General features: G+C 59.1%; 17 protein-coding genes and 2 pseudogenes. 14 read left to right on the forward strand and 5 right to left on the reverse strand.

Annotated features, from left to right (window positions below):
• The first annotated feature begins 135 nt into the window (after positions 1–135).
• The 4 genes and pseudogenes from nagB to GKZ67_RS25215 form a co-directional block, all read left to right on the forward strand.
• Positions 136–2,051, forward strand: a pseudogene (nagB, locus tag GKZ67_RS13090) (glucosamine-6-phosphate deaminase).
• A 128-nt stretch (positions 2,052–2,179) separates the two neighbouring features.
• Complete coding sequence (locus tag GKZ67_RS13095) at positions 2,180–3,433, forward strand: sugar MFS transporter (RefSeq protein ID WP_317172143.1); 1,254 nt, start codon at positions 2,180–2,182, stop codon at positions 3,431–3,433.
• A 15-nt stretch (positions 3,434–3,448) separates the two neighbouring features.
• Positions 3,449–4,384, forward strand: a complete 936-nt coding sequence (locus tag GKZ67_RS13100; RefSeq protein ID WP_173242954.1) for a glycosyl hydrolase family 18 protein — start codon at positions 3,449–3,451, stop codon at positions 4,382–4,384.
• A gap of 650 nt (positions 4,385–5,034) precedes the next feature.
• Positions 5,035–5,292 (forward strand): annotated as a pseudogene (locus GKZ67_RS25215) (carboxypeptidase-like regulatory domain-containing protein); the annotation flags it as partial.
• Positions 5,293–5,390: 98 nt separating this feature from the next.
• Here the strand turns inward: GKZ67_RS25215 and GKZ67_RS13105 are convergent.
• The gene (locus tag GKZ67_RS13105) at positions 5,391–5,531 is read right to left on the reverse strand and encodes a hypothetical protein (protein WP_173240518.1); all 141 of its coding nucleotides are present in this window, start codon (positions 5,529–5,531) and stop codon (positions 5,391–5,393) included.
• Between the two features lie 6 nt (positions 5,532–5,537).
• Here GKZ67_RS13105 and GKZ67_RS13110 point away from each other — a divergent pair, with 6 nt between their 5' ends.
• From GKZ67_RS13110 to GKZ67_RS13125, 4 genes are all read left to right on the forward strand, one after another.
• On the forward strand, positions 5,538–6,596 hold the full coding sequence (locus tag GKZ67_RS13110) for a TonB-dependent receptor plug domain-containing protein (protein ID WP_173242957.1): 1,059 nt from the start codon (positions 5,538–5,540) through the stop codon (positions 6,594–6,596).
• A 2-nt stretch (positions 6,597–6,598) separates the two neighbouring features.
• Positions 6,599–8,071, forward strand: coding sequence for a TonB-dependent receptor (locus GKZ67_RS13115; protein ID WP_173242960.1), 1,473 nt, complete (start codon positions 6,599–6,601; stop codon positions 8,069–8,071).
• Between the two features lie 35 nt (positions 8,072–8,106).
• On the forward strand, positions 8,107–9,696 hold the full coding sequence (locus tag GKZ67_RS13120) for a SusD/RagB family nutrient-binding outer membrane lipoprotein (RefSeq protein WP_173242963.1): 1,590 nt from the start codon (positions 8,107–8,109) through the stop codon (positions 9,694–9,696).
• 127 nt (positions 9,697–9,823) lie between these two features.
• Entirely contained in the window at positions 9,824–11,695 is a 1,872-nt protein-coding gene (locus GKZ67_RS13125; protein ID WP_173242966.1) for a beta-N-acetylhexosaminidase, read from the forward strand.
• Positions 11,696–11,852: 157 nt separating this feature from the next.
• Here GKZ67_RS13125 and GKZ67_RS13130 read toward each other — a convergent pair whose 3' ends face one another.
• Positions 11,853–13,664 (reverse strand): alpha amylase C-terminal domain-containing protein, encoded by a 1,812-nt coding sequence (locus GKZ67_RS13130; protein ID WP_254244810.1) that lies wholly within the window; start codon positions 13,662–13,664, stop codon positions 11,853–11,855.
• Complete coding sequence (locus GKZ67_RS23620; RefSeq protein ID WP_254244811.1) at positions 13,661–13,918, reverse strand: hypothetical protein; 258 nt, start codon at positions 13,916–13,918, stop codon at positions 13,661–13,663. Before GKZ67_RS23620 ends, GKZ67_RS13130 begins: the two co-directional genes overlap by 4 nt.
• A 72-nt stretch (positions 13,919–13,990) precedes the next feature.
• Between GKZ67_RS23620 and ggt the strand changes: the two genes are divergently transcribed.
• The 4 genes from ggt (at position 13,991) to infB (ending at position 21,024) form a co-directional block, all read left to right on the forward strand.
• Entirely contained in the window at positions 13,991–15,742 is a 1,752-nt protein-coding gene (gene ggt, locus GKZ67_RS13135; protein ID WP_173242969.1) for a gamma-glutamyltransferase, read from the forward strand.
• 141 nt (positions 15,743–15,883) lie between these two features.
• Positions 15,884–16,357, forward strand: a complete 474-nt coding sequence (rimP, locus tag GKZ67_RS13140; protein ID WP_173242971.1) for a ribosome maturation factor RimP — start codon at positions 15,884–15,886, stop codon at positions 16,355–16,357.
• Between the two features lie 115 nt (positions 16,358–16,472).
• A complete protein-coding gene (nusA, locus tag GKZ67_RS13145) occupies positions 16,473–17,816 on the forward strand; it encodes a transcription termination factor NusA (RefSeq protein ID WP_173242974.1) in 1,344 nt (447 codons plus the stop codon).
• 124 nt (positions 17,817–17,940) lie between these two features.
• Complete coding sequence (gene infB, locus GKZ67_RS13150) at positions 17,941–21,024, forward strand: translation initiation factor IF-2 (RefSeq protein WP_173242976.1); 3,084 nt, start codon at positions 17,941–17,943, stop codon at positions 21,022–21,024.
• Positions 21,025–21,174: 150 nt separating this feature from the next.
• Here the strand turns inward: infB and GKZ67_RS13155 are convergent, their stop codons facing one another.
• A complete protein-coding gene (locus tag GKZ67_RS13155; RefSeq protein WP_173242979.1) occupies positions 21,175–21,603 on the reverse strand; it encodes a hypothetical protein in 429 nt (142 codons plus the stop codon).
• Positions 21,604–21,694: 91 nt separating this feature from the next.
• Positions 21,695–22,114 (reverse strand): large conductance mechanosensitive channel protein MscL, encoded by a 420-nt coding sequence (gene mscL, locus GKZ67_RS13160; RefSeq protein WP_173242982.1) that lies wholly within the window; start codon positions 22,112–22,114, stop codon positions 21,695–21,697.
• Between the two features lie 236 nt (positions 22,115–22,350).
• On the opposite strand from mscL, the gene GKZ67_RS13165 reads away from it, so the two are divergent.
• Positions 22,351–23,145, forward strand: a complete 795-nt coding sequence (locus GKZ67_RS13165; RefSeq protein WP_173242985.1) for an enoyl-CoA hydratase/isomerase family protein — start codon at positions 22,351–22,353, stop codon at positions 23,143–23,145.
• 99 nt (positions 23,146–23,244) lie between these two features.
• Positions 23,245–24,759 (forward strand): polysaccharide biosynthesis C-terminal domain-containing protein, encoded by a 1,515-nt coding sequence (locus GKZ67_RS13170; RefSeq protein WP_173242988.1) that lies wholly within the window; start codon positions 23,245–23,247, stop codon positions 24,757–24,759.
• Positions 24,760–24,965 lie beyond the last annotated feature (206 nt).

Genomic DNA, 24,965 nt, shown 5'->3' on the forward strand with positions numbered 1-24,965 from the left:
TCTGCTACGAAAAATCCTATTATCAGTCTCTGCTGCAAGATTCTTATGCCAGCCCTGCGGCCGTTGTAAGCGGCTTGCGTCGGCCGCCTCACTCTGCTTACCCCAACTCTCATTTTTTACATTTTAAAATTTGACATGGAAGTTCTTAACTATCCCGAGACTACGTTTGAGAAGCTTCCGGTAGTCATTTTCGAGCACGCGGCGCAGGGAGCTATCCGTATTGCCCAGGAGATTGCGGGCATTATCCGTCACAAGCAGCAGAAAGGCAAAAAAGCCGTGCTGGGCCTGGCCACCGGCTCGTCGCCCATTGGGGTGTACCAGGAGCTGATTCGCCTGCACCAGCAGGAAAGCCTCAGCTTTGCGAACGTCGTCACGTTTAACCTCGACGAGTACTATCCCATGCAGCCCGACGAGCTGCAGAGCTATGTCTATTTCATGCACGAGCAGCTGTTCGACCATATCGACATTTTGCCCGAAAACATTCACATTCCCGATGGCACGCTGGCCATAGAGCAGGTAAAAGAATACTGCCAGGCATACGAGCAGCAGATTAAGGACTGCGGAGGGCTGGATTTGCAGCTGCTTGGCATAGGCCGCACCGGGCACATTGGCTTCAACGAACCGGGCTCGGCCAGTACCTCGGTTACGCGCCTGGTAAAGCTCGACCCGCTGACGATTACGGACGCGGCAAAAGACTTTATTAAGGAGGAGTTTGTGCCGCTCCGGGCCCTGACCATGGGCGTGGGCACTATTATGAAGGCCCGCCGGATTATCCTGATGGCGTGGGGCGAAAGCAAGGCCCGCATTCTGCAGCAAACTGTGGAGGGACGGATTTCGGATGAGGTGCCGGCTTCCTTTCTACAAAGTCATCCGAATGTGAACGTGGTAGTGGACCAGTGGGCGGCCCTGGAGCTGACTCGCATTAAAACGCCGTGGCTGGTGGGCATGTGCTCGTGGGACGACAACCTGATTCGGCGGGCCGTCATCTGGCTGAGCTTAAAAATGCAGAAACCCATTCTGAAGCTTACCGATGAAGACTACAAAGACGGTAGCCTGAGCGACTTGCTGGTGGAGGCCGGCAATGCGTATAATCTTAACATAAAGGTATTTAACGCCATTCAGCATACAATTACGGGTTGGCCGGGCGGCAAGCCCAACTCAAACGATGCGCAGCGCCCGAGCGGGCAGTGCCCGCGAGTAAGCGCTCGCTCGTTTTCAGCCCGCACCCCGACGACGACGTGATTTCCATGGGCGGCACGCTGCTGCGCCTGGTAGACCAGGGGCACGAGGTGCACGTGGCTTACCAGACCTCGGGCAACCTGGCGGTATTTGACGACGACGCGCGGCGCTTTGCCGACTTCGCCCTTGACTTTGCCGAAAAGCAGCAGCTAGGCGTAGCGCAAATGCGCGAGGAGCATGCAGCGGTAGTGGAGTTTCTGAAGCACAAAAAGCTCGGCGAAGAAGACAGCCTGCTGGTACAGGATATTAAGGCGCTTATTCGTAAAGGCGAGGCTATGGCGGCCTGCCGCTTTTGCGGAGTGCAGGAGCAGCATATCCATTTTATGAATATGCCCTTTTACGAAACCGGCCAGGTAAAAAAGAAGCCGCTTGGCGAAGCCGATATCGAGGAAACCATTGCTATTCTACAGCAAATCAGGCCGCACCAGATTTTTGCGGCCGGCGACCTGCGCGACCCGCACGGTACGCACCGCATTTGCCTGGATGCCATTTTTGCGGCACTTGCTCGCCTCAAAGGTCAGGAAGAATGGGTGGAGGACTGCTACCTGTGGCTGTACCGCGGCGCCTGGCAGGAGTGGGACGTGCAGGAGATTGAGATGGCAGTGCCCATCAGCCCCGAAGAGCTGCTGCGGAAGCGAAAAGCTATTTTCAAGCATCAGTCGCAGAAAGACAGCGCCGTATTTCCGGGCAACGACAAGCGCGAGTTCTGGCAGCGCTCCGAAGACCGCAACCACGCAACAGCAAAGCTTTACGATAAGCTAGGACTAGCTGAATACGAGGCTATTGAAGCCTTTGTGAGGTATCGCTTTTAACTACTATCCTCCGCTGTACGGGTGTACGAGCAGCCCAGCGCCCGGCTCCTACCTCTGACTGCTTTTTCCGGATACTATACCTCACTTATCTGCTCAATGGAAAGCTCCCGCCGGCACGTCGTTCCCCTTTGGTTATTATTGGAGCGCTGTTTTTCATTTTCGGGTTTATCACTTGGCTCAACGGAACACTGATTCCCTTTTTAAAGATAGCTTGTGAGCTAACGTATTCGCAGGCGCTGCTGGTGACGTTTGCCTTTTACATTGCCTACGTTTTCTTTGCGCTTCCTGCTTCGCTGCTGCTGAAAAGAACCGGGTTTAAAAATGGCATGGCCCTGGGCCTGGTCGTTATGGCAGTGGGAACGGCCGTATTTGTGCCCGCGGCGCAGGCCCGCTCCTTTAGCCTGTTTCTGGCCGGGTTGTTTGTACAAGGCGCGGGCCTGGCCCTGCTGCAAACGGCCTCCAACCCCTACGCCAGTATTTTGGGGCCGCTGGAGAGTGCGGCCCGTCGTATCAGCATTATGGGTATCTGCAGCAAAATAGCTGGTGCCCTGAGTCCGGTTATTATTGGCGCGGTAGTGCTGAAAGGCACGGCCCAGCTGGAAAGCCAGCTGGCCGGCCCCCTGGCAGCCGCCCAGAAACAAGCCCTGCTGCTACAGCTGGCGCACCGGGTTATCGGGCCTTACCTGGTGATGACGGGCGGGCTGCTCGTTCTGGCCGTGCTTATCAAGCTGTCGGGCCTGCCCGAAATAGGCTCTAGCCCGCCGGCTGCGAGCGCTATGCCACACCAGTCGGCTAAAAGCATCTGGCAGTTCCCTCATTTATGGCTGGGGGTGCTGGCCCTGTTTTGCTACGTGGGGGTCGAGGTAATTGCCGGCGACACCATCATTCAGTATGGCCGGTCGCAGGGAATCAGCCTGGATATTGCCCGCAACTTCACGTCTTTTACGCTGGTGGCCATGCTGGTAGGGTACCTTATTGGGGTAGCCACCATCCCCAGGCGGCTGAGCCAGCAGGCGGCGCTCCGCATCTGCGCGGTGGTCGGCATCTGCTTCACTGCCGGCGCAATATTCACCCAAGGATATATGTCCGTTTTTTGCATCGCCATGCTGGGGCTCGCCAACTCGCTGATGTGGCCGGCCATATTCCCGCTCAGTATCCGCGGGCTGGGCAGCTTTACGGAGCAGGGCTCGGCCTTGCTGATAATGGGCATTGGAGGCGGCGCGGTGCTGCCCTACTTATATGGCAAAACCAGCGAGGTACTGGGCCTGCAGCATGCCTATTTAGTATTACTTCCGTGCTACTTCTACATCCTGTTTTTTGCGCTTAAAGGCCATACCAGGCAGGGCAAGGCCGGGGCCACGTATGCTATTCCTGCCATTTAGCCTCCCCTACTGCATATGAGAGCCCGTCAGTTAGCTCAGGTAATTTTGGTGGCGCTGCTGCTTGCCCCGGCGGCGGGCTGGGCCCAGTTTCGGGTGGTAGGCTACGTGCCGTCGTGGCACGGCAGCGTAACCAACGCTCAGCTTGCCCAGCTCACCCACGTTAACTATGCCTTTTTGCAGCCCACTGCGACCGGCGGCCTGCACCCCATTGATAATCCTGCAAAGCTGCGGCAACTGGTAGCGGCCGCCCATGCTGCCCATGTGCGGGCCCTGGTATCGGTGGGCGGCTGGCACGACGGCGACCACAGCGCCTTCGACGCAATCGGGTCTAATGCCCAGTACACCCGCGCGTTCGTCACCAACCTGCTGCATTTTGCTGACGACTATCAGCTCGACGGGATAGATATTGATTGGGAATATCCGGATACCTGCACGGCTGCCGGCTACGCGGCCCTTTTACAGCAGCTGGCCACCCGGCTGCACAGCCAGGGCAAACTCCTGACTGCCGCAGTAGCCGGTGGGGCCTGGGGTGGGCCGGGAATTCAGCGTGGCGTATTCGAAAGCGTTGATTTTCTGAATATAATGGCCTACGATGGCCCGCACCCGATGCACGCCACTTACGCCTCGGCGGTTCAAACGCTGGCCTACTGGAAGCTGCGCGGCTTACCAGCCAGCAAAGCCGTGCTGGGAGTGCCGTTCTACGCCCAGCCTGGTGGAGTACCCTATGCCAGCCTCCTGGCGCAGGGGGCTGACCCGAATACTGATAGCTTTAAGAACCTGGGCTACAACGGCCTGGCCACGATAGCGAGTAAAACTACCCTTGCGCTCGACCAGGCCAGCGGTGTTATGATTTGGGAATTGACGCAGGATGCTGCCGGGGCCAGCTCGCTGCTGGCAGCTATCAGCCGGGTAGTAGGGCAGCACACCCAGGCACTTCCTGCGGGGCGCTGATGGTCCGCGCGCAGCTACAGCACGCCCGCTCGTAAAACATGCAGACAGCTATATGCCTGCTGCTATCGCCCCAGCATAATTACAAATTGCGCTGCTCCCGGTCCTATCGGGCAGAGGTAAATAAGGCAACGAAGAAATATTTATGCGTGGGCGGGCACTCTAAACAAATATTTTTGCGTGTGCGCACACATTTTTTCCTCATCTCCTTGTTTTGCTTAAGTTAAGCAGTTATGTTTGAGGCAGATTATTTAGTAATAGTTCAAAAATTCTCCTTTGACAGGCAATAAATTGCCTGCTGGGATAAGACTGGTAAGGCAACCCACAGCCGGCAGACGTGCTGCTCTCACGCAGGCTCTCCGACCACTACTAGTGAAAGTGCGCCCTTAGGCGAACGCATAGCTACGGGGCAACCACTGCCAAGCAATTCCTACTCAATACCAGCCAATTATATTCTTTTGCTGGTATATTTTAAATTCCAGCCTGGCTATCACTCCGGGCTTTTGTCTCCCTGGTTTTGGCCAAGTCTTACAGGGCCTTTTTCGGCCGGCTTCATACTACCTGGCTGCTGGCCCTGGCATAAGTCTTTCCCACATTCTGCTTTTGAAGTTGCTGCGCCATCTTTTCCCATCACCAAACAACCCCCGGACCCTATGAAAAAGATTACTTGGCTTACTTTTTTACTGCTATTGGGCCTGCAAGGCTTGGTTCAGGCTCAAACAAGGACAGTATCCGGCAAAGTGACCGATGTTAAGGGCGCAGGCATACCGGGGGTTACTATTATTGTGCGCGGCACCCACCAGGGCATTAGCACCAATAGGGAGGGCAGCTTTTCTATTGCCGTGCCCGATACGGCGACACTAGTTTTCTCGTCGGTCGGCTACGACGCCCAGACTGTCCACGTTCTGGCCCAGAACGTACTTAATATAACGCTGAAAGATAACGCCCAGGCGCTGAATGAAGTCGTCGTAACCGCACTGAACGTAACGCGCGAACGAAAAACCCTGGGCTATTCGGTAACCGAAATAAAAGGCGAGTCGCTGACCCAGGCGCGGGAAACGAACATAACCAACTCGCTGGTAGGCAAGGTAGCCGGCCTCAACGTCAACTCCACGGCGGGCGGGCCGGGCTCGTCGAGCAACGTTATCATCCGGGGGTGTCGAGTCTTAACCAGACCAACCAGCCGCTGTATGTTATCAACGGCGTGCCCGTGGAAAGTCAGCCCAGCACGGCGAATAGCGGCTCGCAATACGACAACTCGCCGGACCTGGGCGACCCCATTTCCAACATCAATCCGGACGACATCGAAACCATCTCGGTGCTGAAAGGGGCCGCGGCCTCGGCCCTGTACGGCTACCGGGCCAAGGCGGGCGTTATTCTGATAACGACCAAAAGTGCCCGGGGCAACGACGGTATTGAGTTCAACAGCAACTTTGTAGCTGAAAAAATATACAACCTTACCGACTGGCAGTATGAGTACGGCCAGGGTGCCAACAACACGAAGCCCACTACGGCCGTCGGGGCCGCGCAGGTTGGCAACTCCAGCTGGGGCGGTAAGCTCGACGGCTCCAGCGTGGTGCAGTTTGACGGCACTTCGCGGCCCTACGTGGCTCAGAAAGACAACCTCCAAAACTTCTACCGCACGGGCAGCAGCCTTACCAATACTCTGGCCTTCAATAAGAGCTTTGACGGGGGCTCGATACGTTTTTCGGCCAGCGACCTCTCAAACAGAGCCGTAGTGCCCAACTCGGGCCTCGACCGGCAGACCTTCAACTTTACGGGCACTTTCAACCCGTACAAGCACCTGAGCCTTGATGCGCGGGCCAACTACATTCTGGAGCAGGCCCATAACCGCCCCATCCTGGCCGACGGGGCCGGCAACGCCAACTTCAACGTAATATTTCTACCTACCAGCCTGGACGTGAGGACCCTGGCTCCGGGCACGAACCCCGATGGCACCGAGCTGGTGTACAACACGGGCAACCCCTACAATACCAATCCTTACTTCGCAGCCCATAACTTCGTCAACAACACCACGCGCGAGCGCCTGCTTTCGAACGTAACCGCCCGTTATACCCTGGACAACGGCTTGTTTTTGCAGGGCCGGGTGGGCCGCGACAGCTACACCGACCGCTACACCAGCGTTACGCCGTCGGGTACGGGGTACCTGCCGGGGGCAGAATCATCGAGCTTTCGACCGATTTTACCGACCTGAACGTGGACGGGCTGGTTGGCAAGTCGTTCAAGGTTGGCGATAGCTTCACCTTTACGCCCAACCTGGGGGCCAGCTACCGCCGCACCAAGTCGGAAACCCTCCAGAACATCGGCAACAACCTGGCCATCTTCGGGGTAAACTCGCTTAATAACGCGAATGATAAATCGTCGCAGGTTTTCCCCAGCGACCAGGAAATCCAATCCGTTTACGGCTCCCTGGACCTGTCTTACCGCGAATACTTGTTCGTGACGGCCACCACCCGCCGCGACTGGTTCTCGACGCTGGCCACGCCGGGCCGGGACAACAACCTGGGTATCACGTACCCCGGGGTGAGCGCCTCGTTTGTATTCTCCGAGCTTTGGAAGCCGGATTTCCTGTCTTTTGGCAAAATCAGGGCGGGCTACTCGCGGGTCGGCCAGGCTACTATTCCTTACCAGACGCAGCTGAGCTACGCGCTGCTGCCCGTTACGCTTAATGGGCGCCCATTGGGCACCCCTAGCAACGCCAATATCCCGAACAGCAACCTACTACCCTCCAGCGCTACCGAGCTGGAAGTTGGCACCGAGCTGGCTTTCGTGCAGAACCGGGTGCGCCTGGACCTGACAGCTTACAAGAAAAAATCGTCGAACGAGATTGTATTTGCTCCGGCTTCTATCAGCTCGGGCTATCAGGGCGCAGTGCTGAACGCAGGCGAGATGGAAAACAAAGGCGTAGAAATGCTGCTGACCGTGCTGCCGGTGAAAACGGCGGCCTTCACCTGGACCTCGTCGCTCAATGGCGCTTACAATAAAAACACCGTGCTCTCGCTGGCCGCCGGCCAAACGCAATCAGTGTATGCTACGTCGCGCTCGGGCGTGGGCTACGTGGCGCAGATTGTGGGCAAGCCCTTTGGGCAGGTAATGGCCTACGACAACAAGTACAACACCGACGGCAGCATTGCCACTACCACCAACGGCGTACCCGCCCGCGGCGACCTGACTGCCTACGGCACCGCGTTTCACCCCCTTACCGGCGGCTGGAGCAACGACTTTACCATGGGCCACTTCAACCTGGGTGTGCTGATTGACGGAAAATTCGGGGGCAAGATTTTTTCGGCTACCGACTACTACGCCACTGTTTTTGGCCTGCGCAAAGAAACGCTGGTGAACCGCGAAGGCACCTTCGGTACCGACAAGATTGACGCAGCTACTTATTACGGCACGCTGGCCAACAACGTCTCCAAAGACTTTGTGCAGGATGCCAGCTTTATCAAGCTGCGGCAGGTAACCTTGGGCTACTCCTTTCCCACCGCCATGTTTAACAACCACATTCAGCGCCTGACGCTGAGCCTGGTGGCCCGCAACTTGGCCTTTTTGATGCGCAAGACCGACAACATTGACCCTGAAGGCAGCTACAACGCCTTTTCGCAGGGCCTGGAGCTGGGTGGGGTGCCGCCGTCGAAAACGTACGGTCTTAACCTGAGCGCCAAATTCTAGTGTTTTCAATCCGGCTATTCTTAACCAGCTCTCTTATGAAACGCATTTTCCCCACCTATACCCTGCTGTCGGCCGCAATCCTGGCAGTAGCCAGTGGCTGCACCAAGAGCTTCGACGATATTAACACCAACCCCTCGACGTACAGTCAGGCAAACTTCGACGCCAACTACCTGCTGACTACGGCACAGCTGGGGTATACCGGCAGCGCCGACTTTGCCTACGAAACCTGGCGGGCCAACCTGATTTACAGCTCCACCATGATTCAGGGGCTCTCGACCGTGGTCAGCTACTGGGCGGGCGATAAGTATCTGCTCAACGAGTCATACACGGCAGCTTACTGGGGCATTAATACCGACGGGGCCTACGCCGAGCAGGTAAAGCCGATTACCGATTTGGTACAATCTACCGACGGCAAGGTCAAGTACAAAAACCTGCACCAGGTAGGCCGCATTATGCGGGCCCTGATTATGGAGCGCATTACGGACCTCTACGGCGATGTACCGTACTCGCAGGCCGGCATGGGCTACTACACGGGCGTTATTACCCCCAAATACGACAAGCAGCAGGACATTTACACCGACCTGCTGAAGGAGGTGTCGGAGGCCACGGCGGCCCTCGACCCCACGGCTGACATTCCTTCGGGCGATGTATTTTACAAAGGCAATATTCAGCAATGGCAGCGCTTTGGCAACTCGCTGCTGCTGCGTATTGCCATGCGCCTGACCAAGGTAGACCCCGCCACGGCCCAGAAGTATGCTACCCAGGTGCAGGGCAAAACCATGCAGAGCGATGCCGACAACGCGTTTGTGCTGCACGACGTGTCGGGGGCCAGGGTCACGCAGAACCGCAACAGCCAAATACTGCTCGGCGATGGCGGCCAGGAAAACTACTACGTGAAATGGTCGAAGACCTTTATTGACTTCCTGAAATCGACCAACGACCCGCGCTTGTCGAAAATCGCCGTCACGCAGCTCTACCTCAAGGACGTAAGCAAAGACCAGAATCCGGGGGCTATCGCTACGGCAGCCGTGCAGAAAGGCATGCCCAATGGCAAAGACCTGAGCGGCCGGGCCGGCTTCGACATCTCAACCGACCCCACCTACACCTCGTTTCCCGATTATTCGTCGCCTAGCCCTGGCATGATAAAGCGCAACGGCCCCACGTTTATCTTCACCTACGGCGAGTCGGAGCTGCTGCTGGCTGAGGCGGCCCAACGCTGGGGACTGGGCAGTGCCGCGCAGCACTATGCCGCCGGCGTTACCTCGGCCTGCAGCTACCTGAGCCAGTATGACCCCACCCTGACCGTAGCCGCCGCCGACATCAGCACCTACCTCACCGCTAACCCGTACAACGCGAGCCAGGGACTTCAGCAAATCAACTCGCAGTACTGGGCCCTGACCAACACCATGCTCGATTTTTACGAGTCGTGGTCGAACTGGCGCCGCAGCGGCTACCCTACCCTCACGCCCGTGGTGTACCCCAACAATGCGACCAACGGCCAGATTCCGCGCCGATTCCCCTACCCCATCTCCGAAACCACGACTAACCCCGACAACTACAAAGCGGCCAGTGCCGCCGTGCCGGGCGGTGATAACCTGACGGGCCGCGTGTACTGGGATAAATAACCACGCCTGTTACGCCAGTTACTATACCTCACAGTAGCACGTCATGCGCAGCCCTGCTATGCATGACGTGCTATTCGTTTTCTTTGTCCGACTTACTTACGAAAGCCTTTTTCGTCCTTAGCAGCTTATGGTTTTCAGCCTTTCATTTATCACCCGGCTCGCTGGTTTACTGGCAGTAAGCTTATTGACAGCTGCGCCCGCGCGGGCGCAGCCGGCCGAGGTGCCCGCGCAAAGCCTGGGCTTGGTGCCGCTGCCCCGCCAGGTGAAAGCGTACGCTGCCACCTACGCGCTGCCTCAAAAAATCAGCCTCTACGCAGTGAGTAAGGATGAGCTGAACGTGGCCGGGCTGCTGAAAGAAATGCTGGCTCCCCTAGGCAAAATCGTGACGCTGACCACCAACCGCCAGCAGGCGCAGATTACGCTACTCACGGCCCCTACCTCCCACCCTGAGGGCTATCAGCTGGTAGTAGATAAAGCCGGCGTGCGGATAACGGCGGCGGGCGGCGCGGGGCTTTTTTACGGCAGCCAAACCCTTCTTCAGCTGCTGCCGTCCCGGCCGACAGCCACTACGCGCGTGCCCTATGTACGCATTACTGATGAGCCAGCTTTTCGGTGGCGGGGCGGCATGCTCGATGTGTGCCGGCACTTCTTTTCGGTGGGGTTTGTGAAAAAGTATATCGACTTCCTGGCGGCCTACAAGCTCAATACCTTTCATTGGCACCTGACCGACGACCAGGGCTGGCGTATCGAGATTAAAAAATATCCCAAGCTGACTCAAATCAGCGCTTTTCGCAAGGAAACCCTGCTCGGTGCCCAACAATTATTTAAATCGCCGGCCGATTTTAAATACGACGGCCAGCCCTACGGCGGCTTCTACACGCAAGCCCAAATCAGGGAAGTGGTAGCCTATGCCGCGCGACGCTACATCACCATTGTGCCCGAAATTGAGATGCCGGGCCACTCGGTGGCCGTACTGGCTGCCTACCCCGAGCTGGCGTGCAGGCCCGGACCCTACGAAACCTGGACCAAATGGGGCGTGAACGAGGATATCGTATGCCCAACTGAGCCCACAATTCACTTTTTTGAAGATGTACTAACGGAAGTAACCACTTTATTCCCGGGCAAATACGTGCACATTGGGGGCGACGAAGCCCCTAAAACCCGCTGGCAGGAAAGCGCCGCCGTGCAGGAGCTTATGAAGCGCGAAGGGCTTGCCGACGTGGAAAAAGTGCAGGGCTGGTTCAACCGGCGCATCGAAGCGTTTTTGGAGAGTAAGGGCAAAAAGCTCATTGGCTGGGATGAGATTCTGGAAGGCGGCATCACGCCGGGCGCTACTATCATGAGTTGGCGCGGCCAGAAAGCCGGCATAGAAGCCGCCCGGCACGGCAACGACGTAGTCATGGCGCCAAGTGGCTACCTCTACCTCGACGCTGGCCAGAACCCGGTACCGCACAGCCCCAACGAGCCGCTGATGATTGGCGGCTATCTGCCGCTGGCCAAAATCTACAGCTATAACCCACTGCCCGCCGAGCTGACGCCCGAGCAGCAAAAGCATATTCTGGGGCCTCAGGCTAACCTATGGACCGAATACATCACGACGCCCGAAAAAGCCGAATACATGCTGTTTCCCAGGCTGCTGGCCGTGGCGGAGGTGGCCTGGACGCCGGCAGCCGGTAAAAGCTACGCTGATTTTTTGCCGCGCATGAGTCAGCAGTTTGCCCGGCTCGACGCTAAAAAAATCAACTATCGTGTGCCCGAGCCGCTGGGCCTCGACAGCACCAGCCTGGTGAGGCAGGGCGGCAAAGCAGTAGTTACGCTCCGCTCGCTGGTGCCAGGCAGTCAGATTCGCTATACGCTGGATGGCAAACTACCCGATGAGACTACCGAGCTGTATAGCAAGCCATTGGCCGTGCCTCTCAACCGCCAGCTCACCCTTCGGGCCGTAACCATTGCGCCGAATGGCCGCAAAAGCCCGCCGGCGGAAATATTAATAAAATGATATGTATTAAATACTTTTATTACAGCCTGCTGCCCCAGTGCTCGGACCAAGCCTGCTACCAACTATTTGCCGCAGGCTTGGCCCGCTGCGGCAAGCAGCCGGTAGGCCCAAAGCCAGCTGCCTATAGGCCAGCCAGTACCTGAACGCCCACTCTGGGCTATTTATCCCGGCTCAGCACCAGAGCCGTGCGGCTGGGTACGTATAGCCGCAGGCGCGGCGCTTCGGCCGTGCCGCCCCCTCCCAGCGTGTCGTACACCACCGACTCGTCGAGGCGGTCGAAGCCCCCAAACTCCGGCTTGTCGGAAGTAAATACCAGGCGGTAGCGCCCGGCCGCCGGCACGGGAACAGCGTAGTCGAAAAAGCTTTCGCTTACCTGAAAGCTGAATACGAATACCAATCCGGCCCGCTCAAACGCAATGATGCTATTGCCGTGGTCGAGGTTGAGCAGCTGAGCCGGCCCGTGCACCAGCAGCCGCCGTTCGCGGGCCAGCGCCAGCATGCCCTTATCGAAGGCCAGGAGCTGGGCGTAGCGCAGGTCGGGGTTGTCGGCCAGGCTCCACTGGCGGCGGGCGTAGTGGTAGCTCCAGTCGTTGCCAGCGCGGGGGAAGTCAATCCATTCGGGGTGGCCAAACTCGTTGCCCATGAAGTTGAGGTAGGCCTCGCCGCCCGCGCTCAGCGTAATGAGCCGGATGAGCTTGTGCAGCGCCGTGGCCCGCGCCGCGCCGCCGTCGCCGTCCTGCACGTGCATGTGCTGGTAAATAGCATCGCCGTAGAGCCACTGGGCCAGCGTCTTATCGCCTACCAACGCCTGGTCGTGGCTCTCGGCGTAAGCTACGGTTTTCTCGCCCTGGCGGCGGTTCACGAGCTGGTGCCACAGCTCGCCGAGGTCCCAGTCTTCGTCGCGCTTATGCTTGAGCGTTTTAATCCAGAAATCGGGCAGGCCCATACCCAGCCGGTAGTCGAAACCCACCCCGCCGTCGGCAATGGGCCGGCACAGGCCGGGCAGGCCGCTCATATCCTCGGCAATGAGCAGGGCCGGCTTCTTGAATTCGCGCACCAGCGTGCTGGCCAGCATGAGGTAAAGAATAGCATCGTCGTCGGCCTGCGGGCCGAAGTAGCTGTCGTAGCCGCCAAAGGCGTGGCCCTCACCGTGGTGGTGGTAGAGCATCGACGTAACGCCGTCGAAGCGAAAGCCGTCGAAGTGAAACTCCTCCAGCCAGTAGCGCAGGTTGCTAAGCAGGAACTGTTGTACCTCGGGCCGGCCGTAGTCAAACAGCTTGCTGTCCCAGCCCGGATGGTTGCCGCGCTCGCCCTTGTGAAAATAGAGGTTGCCCGAGCCGTCGAAATCAGCGAGTCCTTCGGCCTCGTTCTTGACGGCGTGCGAATGCACCAAATCAAGCAAAACCGCTATATTACGCCGGTGCGCTTCGTTTACTAAGTATTTCAGGTCTTCGGGCGTACCGAAGCGCGAGCTGGGCGCGAAGAAATTAGCCACATGGTAGCCGAACGAGCCATAATAGGGATGTTCTAATACGGCCATCAGCTGCACCGTATTGTAGCCGTCGGCCTGGATGCGCGGCAGCACGTAATCCGCAAACTCGCGGTAGCTGCCCACGCGGCTTTCCTCCTGCGCCATGCCGGGGTGCGCCTCGTAAATAAGTGGCTGGCCCTGAGTAGCCGTGGCAACCCGGAAGGCTTTATCCGTCCACGCAAACGGCGCTTCCGGCACCCAGACCTGAGCCGAGTAATCCTTGGTCTGCTCGTCCTGCACCGCACGCCGCAAATAAGCCGGCAACCGGTCTTTACCCTGGCCGTGGGCCACCACGTGCAGCTTGTAGCGCGAGCCGGCGGCCGGGCGGCGGCCGTTCGCGTCGTCCGCAATAAAGCCCTCCCAGATGCCGCTCGCTTCGTTTTTTTGCAGTGGGTCGGCCTGCCGGTTCCAGAAATTAAAGTCGCCGACCAGGCTCACTGCCTCGGCGCCGGGGGCCCACTCCCGCACCACGTAGCCCCCCGACGGGCATCGTAGTGCAGCCCCAGCTGCTCGTGTGCGGTGGCAAACTTGCTGAGCGAGCCATAGGCCTGCTTGATAGCAGCCAGGCGAGCGGCCAGCCGCTGCTGGCGGGCCAGCAGCACCGGCTCGTAGGGCTGCAGCCAGACGTCTTCCTGGGTAAGTGTCAGCACGGGAACAGAAGCAGCGGCCGGAACCTGGGTTTTGGCAGACATAAGGCAAGAGAAATTAGCTTTTCAAAGGTAGGTAGCTGGCCAGTTGCGACGCGGCGATGCCTACTTTGCAGCATGCATACGTTTTCGCGTTTTTCTTCGGCTGCTTTGCTGCTGGCCGCGTTGGCCGGGCCAGCGCTGGGCCAGCACACTGCCACCCGCCCCCCCAAGCCAGCCATTGCCGACCAGCTGCCCCCGGCCGCCGCGCCCGTGGTGGCTCGCCACGCACTGGTGGTGTCGGCCCACCCGGTGGCCTCTAAGGTTGGCCGCGACATTATGCAGCAGGGCGGCAATGCGTATGATGCGGCCGTGGCGGTGCAGTTTGCGCTGGCGGTGGTGCTGCCGGTGGCTGGCAACGTGGGCGGCGGTGGCTTTATCGTGTACCGCGATAAGAGCGGTACCGACGGCACCCTCGACTTCCGCGAAACGGCCCCCGCTGCCGCCCGCCGCGACATGTATCTCGACGCCGGCGGCAATGTGGTGCCCGACCTGAGCACCGCCGGGGTGCTTTCGACCGGCACGCCCGGCACTGTGGCCGGCATGGTGGCCCTGCACCAGAAGCTGGGTAAGCTGCCCTGGCCCAGCCTGGTAGCGCCCGCCGTGCGCCTGGCCCGGCAGGGCGTGGCCCTCACTACCAAGGAAGCCGCCGGCCTCAACCGCACGCAGGCCGATTTTACGAAGTATAACCCCGGCGCGCCGCCCGTTTTCGTGCGGGCCACCGCCTGGCAGCCGGGCGATACGCTGAAGCAGCCCGCCCTGGCCGCCGTGCTCCAGCGCATTCAGGACCAGGGCCGGGCCGGCTTCTACCAGGGGCGCACCGCCGAGCTGCTGCTGGCCCAGATGAAGCAGGGCGGCGGCCTGATTACTCAGGCCGACCTCAATGCCTACCAGCCCAAGTGGCGCGCCGCGCTGCACGGCACCTACCGGGGCTACGACGTGCTTACAATGCCGCCCCCTAGCAGCGGCGGCGTGGCGCTGCTGCAAATTCTGCAAACGCTGGAGCCGCATAATCTGGCCCGGCTCGGCTATCACACGCCGGCTGCGGTAGCGCTCATTACGGAGGCCGAGCGCCGGGCCTATGCCGACCGCGCCACCTACCTCGGCGACCCCGACTTTGGCCAGGTGCCGGTGGCGCAGCTGCTGGACAAAAGCTATAACCGGCAGCGCGCCGGCACCATTCCGGCCGACGGCTCGGCCACGCCCAGCGCCCGCATTACGGCCGGTCCTGGCCTGCCGCGCTACGAGAGCGACCAGACTACCCACTACAGCATAGTCGATGCCCAGGGAAACGCCGTGAGCTGCACCACTACCCTCAACGGCGCCTACGGCAGCAAAGTGGTGGTGGCCGGCGCGGGCTTCCTGCTGAACAACGAGATGGACGACTTCAGCGCCAAGGCCGGCGTGCCTAACTCGTACGGCCTGGTGGGCGGCGTCGCCAACGCCATCGCGCCCGGCAAGCGCATGCTCAGCAGCATGACGCCCGCCATCCTTACCAAAAACGGCCGGCTGGCGCTCGTTACGGGCACGCCGGGCGGCAGCACCATCATTACCAGCGTACTGCAAAGCATTCTAGCGGTGGTCGATTATGGCGCCGATGCCGAGCAGGCGGTGGCAGCCCCGCGCCTGCACCACCAGTGGCTGCCCGACCAGCTCGACGTAGAAGCCGGCGCCCTCACGCCCGCGGCAGAGAAAGTCTTGCAGGAAAAAGGCTTCAACCCCCAGCCCCGCCCCGCCTGGGGCCGCCTCGATATTATCCGGGTGCGCCCCGACGGGCAGCTGGAAGGCGGCGCCGACCCGCGGGGTGATGATAAAGCCGTGGGCTATTAGGGCATAAGTACTGCTTCAAGCGCCGGGGTGGCTACATTGCACCAAGCCAAAAAAAGCCGTATCTTTGCCCCAGAAATTGGTATTCAATCTGAAAAGAGGGACGCGCAGTCCCCTCTTTTTTTGCCTTATCCCCCGCCTGTCATGGCTCAATTTGACCGCCACCGCATTCAGCAATTGCTCGCCGACGCCCTCGGCGACAGTGGCTTATATGTGGTCGACCTCACCGTATCTGACTCGGTGATGCCTAAAATCACCGCGACCCTCGACGGCCCCAATGGGCTCGGCATTCAGGAGTGCGCCCAGGTAACGCGGCGCCTCAACCGGGGCCTCGAAGAAGCCTACGGCGAGGAGGCCGCGTACTCGCTCGAAGTGACCTCGCCGGGGGCCGACCAGCCGCTCACCGACCCGCGTCAGTACACGCGCCACATCGGGCGCAGCCTCGCGCTGAAAATGCAGGACGGCATTGAGAAAACCGGCCCGCTGACTGCCGTTACGTCCGAAGGCATTGAGCTGGAAGAAGTTATTAAAGTACGAACCAAGAAAACCACCCTGCCCGCCGTCTTTATACCTTTCGGGGACATTAAAGAAGCCACAGTTGTTATCTCCTTTAAATAAACAGTTGTCGTGCTGACGAAGCAGGCATCTTATCACCGCCGCTTTCGTCAGAGTTTCTACTTAATGCCGCGCGGAGGCGATAAGGTCCTTCGCCAGCTCAGGATGACCAAAAAACATGAACGCTAACATCCTAATCGAAAACTTCCAGGACTTCGCCAAGAGCCGTAATATCGACCGGCCCACGATGATGTCCATCCTCGACGACGTGTTTCGGACGATGATTCGGAAGAAGTTTGAGGACGACTCCAACTTCGACGTTATCATTAACCCCGATAACGGCGACCTGGAAATATGGCGCAACCGTGAAATCGTGGACGACGACTCGGAGGATATCTGGGACCTCGACAAGATTCCGTTGTCGGACGCGCAGAAGATTGAGCCCGATTTCGAGATTGGCGAATCGGTTGCCGAGCCGATTAAGATTGAGGACTTCGGCCGCCGGGCCGTGCTGCTGGCCCGCCAGACGCTCATTCAGCGCGTCAAGGATATGGAGCGCGACAACCTGTATCAGAAATACAAAGACCTGGTGGGTGAAATCATCACCGGCGAAGTATATCAGGTATGGAGCCGTGAAGCCCTCATTCTCGACAAGGATGAGAACGAGCTGGTGCTGCCCAAGAGCGAGCAGATTCCTAAGGACCGCTACCGCAAAGGCGATACCGTGCGGGCCGTGGTGCACCGCGTCGACGTGGTGAACGGCTCGCCGAAAGTAATTCTGAGCCGCGCCGCCCCGGCCTTTCTGGAGCGCTTGTTTGAGCAGGAGGTGCCCGAGATTTACGATGGCCTCATCAGCATCAAGAACGTGGTGCGCGAGCCCGGCGAGCGCGCCAAAGTAGCCGTCGAGAGCTACGACGAGCGCATCGACCCGGTAGGTGCCTGCGTGGGCATGAAAGGCTCACGCATTCACCCGGTAGTGCGCGAGCTGATGAACGAGAATATCGACATTATCAACTATACCGACAACCTGGAGCTGTTCATTTCACGGGCCTTGTCGCCAGCCAAGGTTGGCTCGATGAAAATCAGTGAACAAACCGGCCGGGTTTCGGTGTTTATGAAGCCCGACCAGGTGAGCCTGGCCATTGGCCGGGGCGGGGCCAACATCAAGCTGGCCTCGCGGCTGGTAGGCATGGAAATCGACGTATTCCGCGAAGCCACTGACTACGAAGAAGATATTTCCCTCGACGAATTCAGCGACGAGATTGAGCCCTGGATTATTGCTGAGCTGAAGAAAATCGGCCTCGACACCGGCCGGGCAGTGCTCGCCGTGAAGAAAGACGATATCGTACGCCGCACCGAGCTGGAAGAAGAAACCGTGGACGACCTGTACCGCGTCATCCGGCAGGAGTTTGCCGATGATGACAATCTGCCGACCGACGACGCCGCTGTGGCGGCGACTTCCAACGCAGAAGCAGCTGCCGGCCCAGACACTGACACCGAAAGCGCCCCGGCCGCCCAATGAGGGCCGGGGCCGACCGCCAGCGGGTAGCATATTAAATCAAGCCAGTAGGCTTGACTTATAGCCTGCTGGCCAGATTTAATCTTTACCTTTGCACCCTGAACGTAATCGTTCGCGACATATTAGAATGGCGGAAGCAACCCCGAAACGGCTACTACAGGCGGCCAAAGACCTGAATATTGGCATCGACCGGGCCGTCGAGGCCCTTTCCCGCAAAGGGATTGCGGTAGAGAATAAGCCTACTACCAAGCTCACCAGTGAGCAGGTAGGGCTACTGGAAAAAGAATTTGCCGCTTCCGCACAGGATAAACAGGAAGCCCAGCGCCACACGCAGGCCCGTCGCCAAAGCGAGCTGAACGCGCAGGCCCAGGCCGTCGTACCTAAGCCCGCGCCGGTAGCCCCGCCGGCACCCAAGCCCGCACCGGTAGCGGCGCCCGTTGCTGCCCCCGTGCCCGTGGCAGCTCCCATTTTGCCAGTACCAGCAGCAGCTCCGGCCCCAACACCAGCCCCCGCAGCAGAAGCACCGGCGCCGGCAGTAGCACCGGCGCAACCCGAGTCGGTAGCGCCCGAGGCTCCTAAAACGCCCGGCCTCAAAGTAATGGGTAAGATTGAGCTGGATAAGAAAGGCCGGGTTATCCCGGTCCGCCCGCCGGCTCCCGCTCCGGTTGCCGCACCAGCTCCGGCTCCGGTTGCCGAGGTAAAACCAGCGCCAGCCCCGCAACCTGCTCCCGCTCCGGTAGCAGCACCGGTTGCCGCTGCTCCGGCACCAGCCGCCGCTCCGGTGGCTGCCGCAGCGCCAGCGCCAGCACCGGCTGTTGCCAGCGCACCGGCACCCGTAGCAGCAGCTCCGGCACCTGCGCCAGAAGCACCAGCTACCCCCGATGCCCCCGCTGGCGAAGAAGGCACTATTGTAGCCAAGGCCGACCAGCTGAAAGGCCTGACGGTACTCGGCAAGATTCAGCTCCCGCTCGATTCGAGTCGGCGCGGACCGGGCGGCCGTGGCCCCCGGCCCGTGGCTTCGTCCGACGTCCGCAAGAGTGGCGTGGGCACCAACAACCAGAAAAAGCGCCAGCGCCTGCCGGCCCCCGGCCAGCCGGGTGGCAATACGGCGGGTACCGGCCAGCAGGGTGGCGGCTACCAAGGGAATCGTCCCAGTGGTGGACCGGGCCAGGGTGGTAATCGCCCCGGCGGTCCCGGGCAGGGCAACCGGCCCGGTGGGCCAGGCCAGGGTAATCGCCCCGGTGGGCCCGGCCAGGGCAACAATCGCCCCAGCACCCCGCAGCCCGCGCTTACGCCTGAGCAGAACGACAAGCAGATTCAGGAGCAAATCAAGGCTACGCTGGCGAAGCTGAGCGGTGGCAAAAACAACGCCGCCGCTAACCGCGCCAAGTATCGCCGCGATAAGCGGGGTATGGCAGCCGAAGAGCGCGAAGCCCTGCGTGCGCAGAATGAGCTTGATGCTAAAACCCTGAAGCTCACCGAGTTTATTTCCGCCAACGACCTTGCGTCGTTGATGGACGTGAACGTGAACGAGGTTATCAAAGTGTGCCTGGGTATGGGGATGTTCGTCTCCATCAACCAGCGCCTCGATGCCGAAGCCATCACGGTGATTGCCGACGAGTTTGGCTACGACGTCGAGTTCCTGTCGGCCGAAGAGGACGAGGAGCCCATCGACATGACCGATGCGCCGGAAGACCTGCAGCCCCGTGCGCCTATCGTGACCATCATGGGCCACGTCGACCACGGCAAAACATCGCTTTTGGACTATATTCGCGAAGCAAGCGTGGCCAAAGGTGAAGCCGGCGGTATTACGCAGCACATCGGGGCCTACGAGGTACGCACCAAGTCGGGCAACCCGATTACGTTCCTTGATACGCCGGGTCACGAGGCCTTTACCGCCATGCGGGCCCGTGGGGCCAAGGTCACGGATATTGCCATTATCGTTATCGCGGCCGACGACTCGGTGATGCCCCAGACCAAGGAGGCCATCAACCACGCGCAGGCAGCCGGCGTACCGATTATCATTGCCATCAACAAGATTGATAAGCCCGCCGCTAACTCGGAGAAAATCCGCGAAGAGCTTTCGCAGATGAATATTCTGGTGGAAGAGTGGGGCGGCAAGTACCAGAGCCAGGAAGTATCGGCCAAGTCGGGTATCGGCGTAGACGATTTGCTGGAAAAAGTATTGCTCGAAGCCGAGCTACTCGACCTCAAAGCCAACCCCGACCGCAACGCGGTAGGAACGGTTATCGAAGCCGAGCTGGACAAAGGCCGGGGCTATGTTACCACTGTGCTGGTGCAGACCGGCACGCTCAACGTAGGCGATATCGTACTGGCCGGCCCGCACTACGGCCGCGTAAAAGCGATGACCGACTACCGCGGGAAGAAGAAGAAAGTAGCCGGCCCGGCCACTCCGGTGCAGGTGCTTGGTCTAACCGGCGCCCCGCAGGCCGGTGACCGTATTCAGGTGATGGAAACGGAGCGCGAAGCCCGTGAGCTGGCTACCCAGCGCCAGCAGCTGGCCCGCGAACAGAGCATCCGTACCAAAAAGCACATTACGCTGGATGAGATTGGGCGCCGCCTGGCTATTGGCTCGTTTAAAGAGCTCAATATCCTGGTAAAAGGCGACGTAGACGGTTCGGTAGAAGCCCTCTCCGACTCGCTGCTGAAGCTGAGCACGCCCGAAGTGAAGGTGAACATCCTGAGCAAAGGCGTAGGTGCCATCTCCGAAAGCGACGTGCTGCTAGCTTCGGCCTCCGATGCCATCATTATCGGCTTCCAGGTGCGGCCCTCGCAAAGCGCGCGGCGCCTTGCCGAGCAGGAGCAGATTGACGTACGCCTGTATTCCATCATCTACAACGCCATTAATGAGGTGAAGGACGCGATGGAAGGCATGCTGGCGCCTACCGTGCAGGAGATGGTGGTGGCCAATGCCGAAGTGCGGCAGGTATTCAACATCACCAAAGTCGGCGTCATTGCCGGCTGCATGGTTACGGACGGCACGTTTACCCGCAAAACCCGCGTGCGGGTGGTGCGCAACGGTATCGTACAGTACACGGGAGAGATTCAGGACCTTAAGCGCTTCAAGGACGATGTTTCGGAAGTACGCCAGGGTTACGAATGCGGTATCTCGGTGAAAAACTTCCACGACTTGCAGGAAGGCGACAACATCGAAGGTTTCGAAGAGCAGGAAATCAAGCGCAAGCTGTAATTCAGAATTACAGCCCGCCCTTTCGGGCCGCTTCTATCCCACAAAAAAGGCCACTCGCATGAGTGGCCTTTTTTGTGGGATAAGGTTTGGAAACACACTTACAGAAAGCGGCCACTGTTGGCTGAAGCCGCTAAATACCCGGTTGAAATGCTAGAAAAAAAGAAACTTCTTTTTGCGCCCGTGGTCGTGCACCAATGGCTTGCCGGTGGTGTGAGCGCCCATTACCACGCGGCGCGAAACGCCTTTCTGCTGCTCCTGGCCTGGTAGCGCCTTAAACTTGCGCACGGTAAACGACCCGTTATTTTTATCGAGTTGGCGATATGGGCCGCCTTTTTCAACCCCAAAGCTGGTGTTGCCGGTACGGGCCTCCAGCACTTGCAGCTGCTGGTCGCGGGCAGCATCTTCGGGGCTCATCTGCTGCTGGCGGCGCGTACGGGCGGCATCGGGGCTGCTGGCCGAGGCTGGCCGCGCCGGTGTGCCCGGAGCCGGAAAGTTGGGCGCGGCCGATTGTGCCTGTACGGGGGCCGAAAGCAGCAACGCCATCATAGCCAGTGGCGCGGAAACAACTAGTTTTTTCACTGATTAGAATAGAATAGGCAAAGAAGCGGGTAGCAATAGTATAGGAATGTCGGACCGGAAATGGAAGTTCCGGCCCGGCTTAGCCAAGCAGTTAGCGCGTGCGGAGCGCGTCCAGAATTTCGGTCAGCAATTCCTGGTCACGGGTAACAACCGGGGCCGCTACAACTACCGGAACGGGCTTTTTGAAGCGGTTGGCCATCTTCACTACCCAAAAAATGACGAAGGCAATAATAAGAAAGTAGATGACGGCATTGATAAAGTTGCCGTAGCTTACTACGGCGGCTTTCGCATCCTGGGCGGCTTTGAGCGTGTCGTAATGGTGGCCGTTGATAGCAAAGAACTTCTCTTTGAAGTCGACCCCACTCGTGAATACGCTTAAGATAGGCATGATAATATCGTCGGTCAGCGAGGTGACGATTTTGCCGAAGGCGCCACCGATGATAACGCCAACGGCGAGGTCGAGTACATTTCCCTTGGAAATAAACTGTTTGAACTCAGAGACAAAGCTCATGGGATTAGTGAAAAAAGGTGAAAAGAATAGTGTAGCGCCGGCTGATAAGCCTTACTTAAGCGAGCCAATATAGCTGGCTGCCACAAAGTTTGGCGCAATATGCCAGCGATTAGCCAGTATTTCGCCCTATGCGTGCTTTTAGCCCACGAACCCGGGCTGCGAGGAGATAAGCCTGATGGGCTGGCTACCTGCCGTACCTTTGGCGGCTACGCTTTTTGCCCACCAACTGCTACTTTATGGCGACTTCGTTTGAAAACCTGCTGTATGAACTGGATGCTGATTCCGGCATCCTAACTATCACGCTTAACCGCCCGGCCAAGCTAAACGCCCTGAACGCGGCCACTATCGGCGAGCTGGGGGTGGCAATTGAGCAGGCCCGGGCCGATGCGGCGGTGCGCGGCATCCTGCTTACGGGCAGCGGCGAGAAGGCTTTTGTAGCGGGGGCCGATATTGCCGAGCTGGCGGCCCTTAGCGGCCCGGACGCACAAGCGGCCGCTAGCCGGGGCCAGGCCGTGTTTCGTCGCTTCGAAACCAGCCCCAAGCCCGTGGTAGCCGCCGTAAATGGCTTTGCGCTGGGCGGCGGCTGCGAACTGGCCATGGCCTGCCACATTCGGGTAGCTTCCGAAAATGCCCGCTTCGGCCAGCCCGAGGTAAACCTGGGCTTGCTGCCCGGCTACGGCGGCACCCAGCGTCTGGTGCAACTGGTAGGCAAGGGCAAGGCCCTGGAGCTGCTGCTCACGGCCGACCAGCTAAAAGCTGAGGAAGCCCTGCGCCTGGGCCTGGCCAACCACGTTGTGCCACTGCCCGAGCTGCTGGCGTTCAGCAAAAACCTGCTGCGCAAGATTCTGAGCAAAGCACCCTTGGCAGTTGGCCTGACAATCGACTGCGTCAATACATTTTTTGAGGAGGGAGGCCAGGCTGGCTACGCAGCCGAAGCCAGCGCCTTTGGCCAGGCATTTGGCACGGCCGACTTTAAGGAAGGCACGGCAGCCTTCCTGGAAAAGCGCCCGGCAGTGTTCAAGGGGAAGTAGCAATTGTGGTAAAAATTAAAAATTACCTTCTGGTATTTCAAGGCAACTGCCTCCTTGGCAATTTTTAATTTACAGGCTTTCATTTGTAATCCGACCTGGATGAGTATTGCGAAAAAGCTGGCCTCCCAAACGGCCATCTACGGCGTCAGCAGCATTGTGGGACGGGTACTTAGCTACCTGCTGGTGCCCATTTATACCGGGCACTTTTCAGCGGCCGAATACGGCATCGTGACGGGGCTTTACGCCTACGTTTCGTTTCTGAACGTGGTATTCACGTACGGCCTCGAAACCACGTTTTTTCGCTTTGCCAACCGGCCGGGCGAAGACCGACGCGCCCTGTATAACCGAACCCTCAGCCTGCTGCTGCTCAGCAGCATAGCGCTCACCCTGCTGCTGGCGCTGCTGGCCCGGCCCCTGCTGGCGCTGCTGCACCTGCCGCCCGGCCACGAGGAGTACGCGGTTTGGATAGCTCTTATCCTGGGCATGGATGCGGTTGCAGCGCTGCCCTTCGCTCGCCTACGCCTCGAAAACAAAGCCCGTAAGTTTGCTACCATCCGCCTCACCAACATCTTGCTGTATGTCGGGCTCAACCTGTTTTTCATAGTGCTGTGCCCGGCGGTAGTGAAAAGCGCGCCCGGCAGTATGCTAGGGTCGCTACGGCCTTTGGTAGCAGCGGTTTACAACCCGAATCTGGGAGTTGGCTACGTATTTTTATCCAACCTGGCGGCCTCGGCGCTTACCCTGCTGCTGCTGGGCTACGAGCTGCTCGATTTCCGCTTCCAGTGGCCCCGGCTCGCTTTTCTACAACCCTTGCTAGCCTATGCGCTGCCCCTTATGCTGATGGGCCTCGCCGGAATGGTCAACGAAACCCTCGACCGCATTCTGCTGCCGGCCTGGCTACCCGAAGGGTTTTACCCCGGCCAGAGCCGGCTGGCCGCCGTGGGTGTGTACGGTGCCTGTTACAAGCTCAGCATATTCATGTCTCTTATTATTCAAGCTTTTAGATACGCAGCCGAACCTTTTTTCTTTGCTCAAAGCACGGAGAAGAACTCACCGGCCACCTTCGCGCTGGTGCTGAAATGGTTTACCCTTTGCTGCACCTTCATTTTTATAGGCATCAGTTTGAATCTCAGCTGGATTGGCCCCTTGTTTCTGCGGCGCCCGGAGTACCTGGCCGGCCTGGGAGTTGTGCCTGTTCTGTTACTGGCCAACCTGTTTCTGGGCGTGTACTACAACCTATCGGTCTGGTTTAAGCTAACCGATAAAACTTATTTTGGCACCTACATCGGGGCGGCCGGGGCAGTGCTCACCATCGTGCTCAATTTCATTCTGATACCTGTACTTGGCTATACAGGCAGTGCCTGGGCTACGCTGGCGTGCTATTTTATGATGGCCGGCATTTGCTGGTGGCTGGGCGAGCGGCACTTCCCGGTGCCCTACCCGGTGGGGCGGCTCCTGCTGTGGCTGCTGGGCGCGGTGGCCCTGGTAGTGGCGGGCCAGCCGCTCGTGCGGGCGCTGCCCGGCAGTGGCGGCTACGCGCTGGGCCTGGGGCTACCGCTCCTTTTTGCAGCGCTGGTATATGCGCTGGAGGCACGGCGCAGCTTACGGGTGTGAGCAGGCAAAAAAAAGCATCGAACAATGTCCGATGCCTTTCTGAGCTATGAAAACAAACTTAGCCAACTTCCTCTGCCTCGGCAGGCTGTTAAAACAGCGCTGCTCCGGTTAAGGCTGCTAACCACTACAAAGGTGCATCAGCTTTGAGTAATACCCCAGATTTCTCGATGAAAATGGCTGGCGGCCGGCTTAACGCTACCATAATC

Origin of the sequence: Hymenobacter sp. BRD67 (assembly GCF_013256425.1) — a bacterium.
Taxonomy (GTDB): Bacteria; Bacteroidota; Bacteroidia; order Cytophagales; family Hymenobacteraceae; genus Hymenobacter.

Coding starts and splice junctions, on each gene's coding strand:
- GKZ67_RS13125 (WP_173242966.1), top strand. CDS start 9,824: ATGGTTTTCAGCCTTTCATTTATCACCCGGCTCGCTGGTTTACTGGCA.
- mscL (WP_173242982.1), bottom strand. CDS start 22,114: ATGAGCTTTGTCTCTGAGTTCAAACAGTTTATTTCCAAGGGAAATGTA.
- GKZ67_RS13105 (WP_173240518.1), bottom strand. CDS start 5,531: ATGATAACGTTGCTCGACGAGCCCGGCCCGCCCGCCGTGGAGTTGACG.
- ggt (WP_173242969.1), top strand. CDS start 13,991: ATGCATACGTTTTCGCGTTTTTCTTCGGCTGCTTTGCTGCTGGCCGCG.
- GKZ67_RS13165 (WP_173242985.1), top strand. CDS start 22,351: ATGGCGACTTCGTTTGAAAACCTGCTGTATGAACTGGATGCTGATTCC.
- rimP (WP_173242971.1), top strand. CDS start 15,884: ATGGCTCAATTTGACCGCCACCGCATTCAGCAATTGCTCGCCGACGCC.
- nusA (WP_173242974.1), top strand. CDS start 16,473: ATGAACGCTAACATCCTAATCGAAAACTTCCAGGACTTCGCCAAGAGC.
- infB (WP_173242976.1), top strand. CDS start 17,941: ATGGCGGAAGCAACCCCGAAACGGCTACTACAGGCGGCCAAAGACCTG.
- GKZ67_RS13120 (WP_173242963.1), top strand. CDS start 8,107: ATGAAACGCATTTTCCCCACCTATACCCTGCTGTCGGCCGCAATCCTG.
- GKZ67_RS23620 (WP_254244811.1), bottom strand. CDS start 13,918: ATGTCTGCCAAAACCCAGGTTCCGGCCGCTGCTTCTGTTCCCGTGCTG.
- GKZ67_RS13100 (WP_173242954.1), top strand. CDS start 3,449: ATGAGAGCCCGTCAGTTAGCTCAGGTAATTTTGGTGGCGCTGCTGCTT.
- GKZ67_RS13170 (WP_173242988.1), top strand. CDS start 23,245: ATGAGTATTGCGAAAAAGCTGGCCTCCCAAACGGCCATCTACGGCGTC.